This window comes from Campylobacter sp. B0100352/1, assembly GCF_020135855.1.
GTDB classification, from domain to species: Bacteria; Campylobacterota; Campylobacteria; order Campylobacterales; family Campylobacteraceae; genus Campylobacter_D; species Campylobacter_D taeniopygiae.
In genome coordinates this window covers 1-9,401 of record NZ_JACHTP010000031.1, presented here as the reverse complement: position 1 = coordinate 9,401, position 9,401 = coordinate 1, and the positions used below count along the sequence as shown (strand labels likewise).

The following is a 9,401-nucleotide window of genomic DNA, read 5'->3' as shown; positions in this document are numbered from 1 at the left end:
TTGTGACCTTCACCGCCGATATAGCTAATCACTTCAAAGCCACTAGTAAGTCTTACTTTGGCAACTTTTCTTAACGCTGAGTTTGGTTTTTTAGGAGTTGTTGTATAAACCCTAGTGCAAACTCCCCTTCTTTGTGGACAATTTTTAAGCGCTGGAGATTTAGATTTTTCTAAAACTTTTTTACGCTCTTTTCTAACCAATTGATTTATGGTTGGCACAATAATTCCTTTCTTTAAATAATGTAATAAACCTTGAATAATATCTAAAATTTGCTTAGTTTTTATTAAAATTATCTTTTATTTTATTTACTAAGGTATTTTCTCTGTTTTAGTGTCAAATAAAATAAATTTGTAGCTATAAATCAAAATTTTTCAATTTCAAAAAACCTTAATCCAAAAATATACAATTAGATTAAGGTAAAAAAATAAATTATTGTTTTTCTGTGTTATATTGTAAATAAACTACATGAGTAGCTAAATACTCTTCAAGACCATGTTTGCCATCAGCCCCTCCTATTCCACTTTTTCTAAATCCTGCATGAAAACCCTGCATTGCTTCAAAATTTTCACGATTGATATAAGTTTCTCCGAATTTAATTTCTCTGCTTGCCCTCATTGCTATATCTAAATTTTGGGTATAAATAGAACTTGTAAGCCCATATTCACAATCATTTGCCATATCAATCGCTTCATCTAATGTGTCAAATTTTGCAATAGGTAAAATAGGAGCAAAAATTTCTTTTTGCATAATCTCATCCTCGTGCTTAACATTTGTAAGTACAGTAGCTGGAAAATAATATCCACTTGTATCAGTTATTTTTCCACCACACTCTAAGGTGGCACCTTTAGCTTTTGCACGTTCAAGCATTCCCAATGCATTATCCACGCCCGCTTGATTGACAAGTGGACCCATATCAAAATTTCCTTTGAGTGTATTTCCTACACTCACCTTACTCATAGCTTTTACAAATTTATCTACAAATTCATCATATACATCTTTATGAATATAGGCTCTTTCAGCACAATTGCAAACTTGACCATTGTTACAAATTCTACTTGCTTTTATTGCCTCTACAGCTAAATCAATATCTGCATCCTTGCATACTATAGCAGGTGCTTTTCCTCCAAGTTCTAAAGAAACTTTTATAATATTTTTTGCCGCCGCTTCCATAACCCTAACTCCAGCCTCAACGCTTCCTGTAAGACTTACCATGCCTATATCTTTATTGCTTGATAATTCGTGTCCTACTATACCACCCTTTCCAGCCACCAAATTAAACACTCCTTTAGGTAAAGAACTTTGTGAAACAAGCTTTGCAAATTCAAAAGCATTGTTTGGAGTTTCACTGCTTGGTTTTATAACAATAGTATTTCCCGTTAATAAGGCTGGAGCCATTTTTCTCGCTATTAGAAAAAATGGGAAATTCCAAGGTAAAATTCCACCAACAACCCCAATAGCACTTTTGTACAGATATATATGTTCATTAGCTCTATCGCTTTGTATGATTTCACCTTCATATCTTCTAGCCCATTCAGCTGTATAATCTATATAATCGGCTGTGAAATGAATTTCTATACTAGCCAAATCTTTAGTTTTTCCCTGTTCTTGCATTAAGATATGGGTTAAAAAATCGGCATTTTTTCGTATCAAATTCGCTAATTCTTTTAAATGATTTGCTCTTTGTATAGCTGGTTTTGCCTCCCAAGACTTTTGAGCTTTTTTGGCTGCTTCAATCGCTCTTTGAGTATCTTCTAAACTTGCACTAGCAACTTTTGAAATTACTTCTTTAGTTGCTGGATTTAAAACTTCAAAAAATTCACCCTCATGAGGAATAAATTCCCCATTAATAAAATTATAATAAGTTGTCATTATCTCTCCTTTTTAATCCAAATGAAACACTTCTTCCATGTTAAGCCATTTTTGTCCCGCATAGCCTAAAGATATTTGGCAAGGATCTGTTACTTTCCACCATTTTTGTGTATTTTCATCCCTTGCCATTTTAGCCATATCCGCTTCAAAATCAGCTCCTATATACTCAAAATATGCAAACAAATACTCTCCAAAAAGATAAATGGAATAATTTTGTATATTGCACTCCTTAATCATTTCACAAACTCCTTTGTAAGGATTTTTATGGAGATCTTTATATTCTTGAATTTTCTCCTTTTTAATTTTTATGATTTGACCATACCTTTGCATTTAACCTCCTTTATAAATTTTTAAAGCATTTTGATAAAAAATTGCATCTAAATTTTCAAAAACTTCACTTTTTAAAATCAAATTTGCCCATTTATTTGGACTTAATTTTGATACTGGGTAGTTGCTGCCAAATAAAAATCTATCTTCACTAAAATTTTCTTTCAAAAATGAGAAAAGCTCAAAAATAAATTCTTGAGAAGTTTGCATCGAAAAGTGATCTGGCGATGAAAGCTTGATATAGAAATTTGAAAATTTTTTTAATCTTTGTAAATCTTTTTTATAACCATCAAAACAATTAATATCAGGACTCCCCATATGATCTAAAACCACTTTTAAATTCAAATTTTCACTTAAAAATTTCTCTAAAAATGTTAATTCGCTATTTTTTAAACAAGCTTCAAAAACTATTTTTGCTTTTTCTAAAATTTTCATAAACTCTTTAAAATCAGCTTCAAATAATCTTTTAGCACCTTTAAAACTCGTGTGCATAACCTCTCTAAAAGCACAAATTTCTTCTTTATGTTTCAAATCTGCTAAGCAAAGTTTTAACCCATAAAGCTTTTTTAATTTTAAAGCAAATAAAGCTTCTTTGTCCTTATTATCACTATTTGTCTCAACATACATAGCACCGAGAAACTCAAAATCTTTATATTCTTTTATTGCTTGATTAAAATCAAAATTTTGATTCAATTCTTTGTATGAATTAACCCAAGAAATAGGACATTCTTGCAAATTCCAAAGATGCAAATGAGTATCAAAAATCTTTTGCATTTTAAACCTTTATTTTAGAACCAAAAAATCCGTACCAAGCAACATATAAAAATAAAGGCGCCATTGCCAAATATCCCATACTTGTATTATAATGATCATTAATTAAACCCACAATGCTAGGCATAATCGCTCCTCCAACTACACTCATTACAAGCAAAGATCCGCCTAATTTTACTTGATTAAAAGGTAAATTTTTTGTCGCTATAGCAAAAATCGTTGGAAAAGAAATAGACATGAAAAAAAATACGGCTATAAGTAAAACTATACTTAAAAAACCATGGACAAAATAAAGTCCTATACATAAAATGGTATTTATTAAAGAATATATACCTAAAATATTTTCTCCTTTAATTTTTTTCATTAAAGGTGTAGAGACGATACGTCCTACCATAAATGCCACTAAGGCTATAGAAAAATAATAAGCACCTTGCTCATCCTTTAAATTTTCATTATGTTCAACTACATAATTGATAAAAAATGCTCCAGCGGCAACTTGATTTGCTATATATAAAAATTGTGCTAAAAGCCCTAAATTAAAATGTCTATGTTTAAAAACCTCTATAGATTTAGAATAATCTTTTTGTTTATAATCACTATTTACAGCCGAACCTTCAGGAATTTTATTTAAGGCAAAAGCGATTAAGATTAAAATCACAATAGCAGCAATTCCAACATACACAAGCTGAACATTTCCCATATTTTCCACTAATGCGGTTTCAATTTGTTCTTTACTGGCACTTTGTCCTTGCTTAGTGATAGATAAAAATAAAGCTCCACCGATAATAGGTCCTAAAAATTGTCCAAAACCATTAAAACTTTGAGCAGCATTGATTCTAAAACTTGCATTTTTTTCATCTCCAAGTTTTACCATATAGGGATTTGCACTAGCTTCTAAAGATCCTATACCGCAAGCTAAGATAAAAAATGCAAATAAAAACAAATGGAAAGAAGCTAAATTAGTCGCAGGTATAATCATCAAAGATCCTATAGCATACAATGCCAAACCAAACATAATTCCCACCTTGTAAGAATATTTATTAGCTATATAGCCTGCAGGTAAAGCGATAATAAAATAAGCTCCAAAATAAGCCAATTGTAAAAACCCACTCTCATGCTGAGTGATATGAAGGTGATTTTGAAAATTTTTATTCATCACATCTATAAGTCCATAACTTACACCCCATAAAAAGAAAAGTGAAGTTACCAAAATGATTGCGATTTTAATATTTTTTGAATCAGTCATTTGATATCCTTATCTCTTAGTCTTCGTCCCAATTTAAAGCTCTATCTAAATGAATATAACCTCCATCTGGAATTAAAATCTGTCCCGTAGTATGTGAAGCTAATGGACTTAGGGTAAAAACAGCTGTATTTGCAATTTCTTCTACGGTAGTGAAACGGTGTCCTAAGGGAATAGCTTTTGCAATTTTTTTATATTGCGCTTCGGGATTAGGGAAATTTTGTAACCATTTTTCATAAAGTGGAGTCATCACTTCAGCAGGAGCAATAGCATTTACTCTAACATTATCCTTAGCAAAGGCACAAGCCCATTCTCTAGTAAATCCAATTTGTGCAGCCTTAGCTGATGCATAAGCACTAGTTCTACCTTGACCCGTAATACCTGTTTTACTAACTATATTTAAAATACTTCCTTGCTCTTTTTTAATATAAGGCAAACACTCTTTAGCCATTGCATAATAGTGAAAAAGATTGTTTTCATAAGATTTGATTAAATCTTGAACACTTGTATTCTCAATATGTAAGTTATCATTTGCTCCTGCGTTATTTACAAGAGCGTAAATTCCATTATATTTTGCAGCAACCTTCTTTACAAGCTCTTCAATTTGATCATAATTTTTTAAGTCAATTTCAAAAAATTCATAACTTTTACATAAATTTTTTAATTCCTCATCGTGTTCTTTTGGCATAGATCTTGAAAAAACGACAGAAATTCCACCCTCTTTGGCCCATAATTTAGCAATTGCATAGCCGATGCCTTTAGCACCCCCTGTTATAATGCAAACTTTATTTTTAATTTTTAAATCCATTTTCTTCTCCTTATTATTAATCAAAAACCATGCCAAAATAATATTTATTAGCAAGTTGTAGCAAGTCTCCAAACAGAAAAATCATTTTGTTCATTAATTTCTGCCTTTACTAATTCTCCATTTGAAATCCGTATGATTAAATTTATCAATTCATCTCGCACCTCTTCTTTAGTTTTTTTACCATCTATAATATCCCCTGCATTAATATCAATAGCGTCATTCATATTGTTATAGCAAAAAGAATTTGAACTCATTTTAATCGTAGGAGTAATAGCAGAACCTGTAGGTGTTCCACGACCCGTAGTAAATACACAAATATTTGCTCCTCCAGCTACCATAGCGCTTAATTGCTCAATATCATTTCCGGGAGTATTCATAAAAGTAAGTCCCTTAGAAACTACAGGTTTTGCATAATCAATCACATCCATTAAAGTTCGAGTTCCTGCTTTATAAACACAACCTAAAGATTTTTCTTCTATAGTGCTTAGCCCACCTGCTATATTTCCTGGACTTGGATTTGCTCCACGAATATCAGCATGAAAAGATTTAACTAAATTTTCATAACCCAAGATTTTCTCATATACTTTTTTTGCTATTTCATCATTTTTAGCTCTTTTTGCCAATATAGCTTCACATCCTATAAGCTCGGTTGTCTCGGCTAAAATTACAGCACCACCTTGATCAATGATAAAATCGCTTAAACTACCTAAAGCAGGATTAGCACTAAGCCCGCTATAACTATCGCTCCCTCCACATTCTGTTCCCAAAATTAAATCACTAAAATCACCTTCACTTTTTTGTAAATTTGAAGCAGCTTTAAGCATATCATTAACTATTTTTACACCTTTGTCTATCGTATTTTTACTACCGCCACATTCTTGTATTACTAAATATTCAACCTTTTTATAAGGAGTTGTTTGTTTAATTTTTTCAGCCACTACTTTAGCTTGTATCACTTCACAACCAAGTCCAACAATTAAAACTCCAAAAACATTAGCATTTGTACCATGACCTATTAAAACGTCTCTAGTTTGCAAAGCATCAAATTCAAGCTGAGAACAACCATGCTGATGATTAATATAAACTGATCCTTGACATTGTTTAGCTATATTTTCACACACTTTATTAGCACAATGCACACTAGGTATAATCATAACTTTATTCCTCAATCCTAATTTACCATCTTCTCTTCTATAACCCATAATTTTCATTGCTTTACTCCTTATCGCCACGTCCTCGGATACCAGATATATTATGAATATGCACCCATTCTCCAGCCTTAATATCACAATTTGCACTTGCAATAATCTCTGCATACTTAACAACCGCTTCATTAGCTTTGATATCTTTAAGTGCAAATTTGTGCCCACTAGCAATATCATTCTTAAGTCTTACATTTGCCACCTCTTCTCCTTTTTTAAAATTGCGTAAAGCAGTGGCTACATTATCTTTTTCACTCACTATAATAAAGCTTTTCATAAATTTATCTCCTTATATGTGTTTTGGCCCATTTAGCATAATATGAAGTTAAAATTGGCACTATAAAAGCAGTGATTACTACACAAGTGCTCACAAGCACTGTTGCGTATTTTGCTTGTTCTTTAAGTTCGGGATAAAGTTGTGCTATAAGCATAGGAGTTGCTGCTGCTGCACCTGCTGTACTAGATGCAGCAATTCCGGCTGTTCCATTTCCTTTAGCTAAAAATATGTCTGATAAAATCAGAAAAAAACCCGTAAAAATAATGACAGAAAAAGCTAAAATAATCCCAGCTATTCCAGCTTCATAAATAGAATGAAGGTTAATGGTACTTCCTAAAGAAAAGCCTAAAAATATGATCATAGGCTCATTTAATTTAGTCAAAAATACCCTAAAATCTTCATCCAAATTTCCTAAAATAAACCCTAATAAAAATGGTAAAACCAAGCCTATAAAATTTTGTATAGGAAAGCTAGCAAGCCCTGTTGTACCTAAAACTACCATAGTAAATAAAGGACCACTTTCTATCATCAAAAGCAAACTTGCCCCAGCTTCTTCTATTGTTCCGTATTGTTTAGTTAAAGCCGTATATAATCCTGCATTAGTCATATCCATAGCTGCCACAACGGCTAAAGCACTAAAACCCATAAATAAACCTTCAGTGATCATACCTTGTGGGATTAATCTTTGAACAATCATACAAGCTATATACGCTGCAAACATTTTAGTTGCCAATAAAACTCCAGATTTTTTAAGTACTTTTGGAGTAGCTTTTAATTTTATACTCGCTCCAATACCGACAAACCAAACTGCTATAATTACCGTAGATCCAGTTCCTAAAGCATTAGTAAAAGGACCAAAATAAGCTAAAATATCTGGCCAAAAAGTATGAATAATAGCACCAATAAGCATAGGTATAAGCATCATTCCACCTGGTGTTTTTTCAAGAAAACTTTTTATTTTCATATCAAACCTTTTATAGCCTTATATCTGTTTCTTTTTCCAAAGTTTTAATCAATTCTTTAGCTTTATCAAAACACATATCTAATTTTTCTTTAGTTGAAGATGATAAAGGGTGTATGGTTGCATTTGAAAATTCAAATCCTCTAGCCTTTAACAATAAAGCAAATCCCATAGGAAAAGAGATACTCATCCCAAATCTTATAACCTTTAAAAGACTCTTTTGTATCAACAGTGCTCTTTCATATTTTTTGTCATTCATTGTTTTATAAATTTCACTCATAAGTTCTGGAAAAATTCCTCCGATACTTGTCATAGAACCTTTAGCTCCTAAAAATAAGGCTTCTGCATAAATTTCTTCTCTTCCTACAAAAACATCGAAATTTTTGGGTACCATATCCAGAATGTGATTTAAAAGCAAAGCATCTCCACTACTATCTTTAATACCTGCTATATTGTTAAGTTTTGAAATTTTTTCTATAAGGTTTAAACTTAAAGCGGGTGCAAAAAGCGGAATATTATAAATATACAAAGGAAGTTTGACTTTTAAGGCTAAATCTTTGATATATTCAAAAAGAGTCTCTTCATCAAATTTGTAATAATAAGGCATAGCGAGCAAAAGCGCATCAAGTCCTAACCTATAAGCTTCCTCTGATAAAACAATGGTATTTTTATAAACACTTGAAGTAATACCTGTAATAATAGGTACTCTACCCTTAGAAGCATCTTTGCTAAGTTTCATTAATTGAACCTGTGCCTCAATACTTAAGGCTTGAGAGTCACCTGCACTACCATTACAAAATAATCCATCTAAACCTTTATCAATTCCAAATTCACAATAGCGAATAAATTCTTTTTCATTAATCATTCCATCACTAGAATAAGGCGTAAGCAAAGCTGGTAATGTCCCTTTTAAAATTCCCATTTTATCTCCTTATATTTTTTGTATATACAAAAATTTATTTATATACAAAAAATATAACAAAATTATTTAAAAAAAATCAAGGGATAAAAAACATAATTATTTTATATTTATCTCTTAAAATAGGCTTTTGTCTTGGAAATACAAATTGTAAAATAAATCAAAAAAAATGTTTTGTGTTACCAAAAGTAAAAAATGTGATAAAATTTATAAATAAAATGCAATCGTTAAAAGGATAATTTTATGCATCAACCTACTCTTAGAGTTATAAAAATTTTAGAATTAATTGCCAACTCAAAAGAACAGCTTACATTAAGTCTAATAGCTAAAAAATTAAATATTCCAGCGGGAACACTCTCGCCTATTTTGCAAACTTTACAAAAACAAAAATATATAAAATGCAATTTAAACAATAAAAGCTATTCTTTAGATTTTAAAATTTTAGAGTTAAGCTGTAATATGAAATATAAAAATAGCATCTTTGAACTTATTAAAAAACATATGAAAAATATTAGAGATTTAACAAATTTAACTTGTCAAATGGGTATTTTAAAGGAAAATAACGTTCTTTACTTAGAAAAGTTAGATGCTAATGATCAAATACAACTAAAATCTTTTATAGGAACTTCATATCCCGCTTATGCAACTTCTCTAGGTAAAGCTTTATTATCAAATAAAACAAAAAATGAATTAACAATGCTTTATCCTAAAAATTTTGAAAAAATAACTCAAAATACCTTAAAAAATATAGATGAATTATATGAACAAATAAAAAAAATTAAAAAAGAAAAAGTGGCGTTGGAAAGTGGGGAAATGAATCCTCAAATTGAATGCATGGCTATAAATATAGAACACAATCATAAAATCATTGCTGCAATAAGTATATCTTATCCTATTTTTTATTCAAATAAAGAATTTAGAGAAAAAAATAAAAAAATATTAATCGAAGAGAAAAACAAAATAGAAAAAGAAATTAGTTTATTTTTTTCAGATTTGGAGAGCATCTATTAAAATAGCCAAAAAA

General features: G+C 30.6%; 11 protein-coding genes. 1 reads left to right on the top strand and 10 read right to left on the bottom strand.

Features of this window, described 5'->3' with window-relative positions; translation table 11 throughout:
* The 10 genes from rpsL to H2279_RS07870 form a co-directional block, all read right to left on the bottom strand.
* A partial coding sequence (rpsL, locus tag H2279_RS07915; RefSeq protein ID WP_337196194.1) for a 30S ribosomal protein S12 occupies positions 1-218 on the bottom strand: 218 nt, incomplete at its 3' end.
* Positions 219-429: 211 nt separating this feature from the next.
* The gene (gene aldA / locus H2279_RS07910; protein ID WP_337196193.1) at positions 430-1,869 is read right to left on the bottom strand and encodes an aldehyde dehydrogenase; all 1,440 of its coding nucleotides are present in this window, start codon (positions 1,867-1,869) and stop codon (positions 430-432) included.
* 12 nt (positions 1,870-1,881) lie between these two features.
* Positions 1,882-2,199 carry an L-rhamnose mutarotase gene (locus H2279_RS07905; RefSeq protein WP_137622512.1) on the bottom strand — a complete coding sequence of 106 codons (318 nt, stop codon included), beginning with the start codon at positions 2,197-2,199 and terminating at the stop codon, positions 1,882-1,884.
* Positions 2,200-2,970: an amidohydrolase family protein gene (locus tag H2279_RS07900; RefSeq protein ID WP_337196192.1), complete on the bottom strand. Its 771-nt coding sequence runs from the start codon at positions 2,968-2,970 to the stop codon at positions 2,200-2,202.
* A 1-nt stretch (position 2,971) separates the two neighbouring features.
* Entirely contained in the window at positions 2,972-4,213 is a 1,242-nt protein-coding gene (fucP, locus tag H2279_RS07895) for an L-fucose:H+ symporter permease (protein WP_137623922.1), read from the bottom strand.
* 16 nt (positions 4,214-4,229) lie between these two features.
* Positions 4,230-5,018 (bottom strand): SDR family oxidoreductase, encoded by a 789-nt coding sequence (locus H2279_RS07890; protein WP_337196191.1) that lies wholly within the window; start codon positions 5,016-5,018, stop codon positions 4,230-4,232.
* A gap of 47 nt (positions 5,019-5,065) precedes the next feature.
* Positions 5,066-6,229 carry a UxaA family hydrolase gene (locus tag H2279_RS07885; protein WP_337196190.1) on the bottom strand — a complete coding sequence of 388 codons (1,164 nt, stop codon included), beginning with the start codon at positions 6,227-6,229 and terminating at the stop codon, positions 5,066-5,068.
* Between the two features lie 4 nt (positions 6,230-6,233).
* Positions 6,234-6,497, bottom strand: coding sequence for a UxaA family hydrolase (locus H2279_RS07880; RefSeq protein ID WP_137623919.1), 264 nt, complete (start codon positions 6,495-6,497; stop codon positions 6,234-6,236).
* A gap of 4 nt (positions 6,498-6,501) precedes the next feature.
* Complete coding sequence (locus H2279_RS07875) at positions 6,502-7,461, bottom strand: 2-keto-3-deoxygluconate permease (protein WP_337196189.1); 960 nt, start codon at positions 7,459-7,461, stop codon at positions 6,502-6,504.
* A 10-nt stretch (positions 7,462-7,471) separates the two neighbouring features.
* Entirely contained in the window at positions 7,472-8,380 is a 909-nt protein-coding gene (locus H2279_RS07870) for a dihydrodipicolinate synthase family protein (protein ID WP_137623917.1), read from the bottom strand.
* Positions 8,381-8,620: 240 nt separating this feature from the next.
* Here H2279_RS07870 and H2279_RS07865 point away from each other — a divergent pair, with 240 nt between their 5' ends.
* On the top strand, positions 8,621-9,388 hold the full coding sequence (locus tag H2279_RS07865) for an IclR family transcriptional regulator (RefSeq protein WP_337196188.1): 768 nt from the start codon (positions 8,621-8,623) through the stop codon (positions 9,386-9,388).
* The last annotated feature ends 13 nt before the right edge of the window (positions 9,389-9,401 follow it).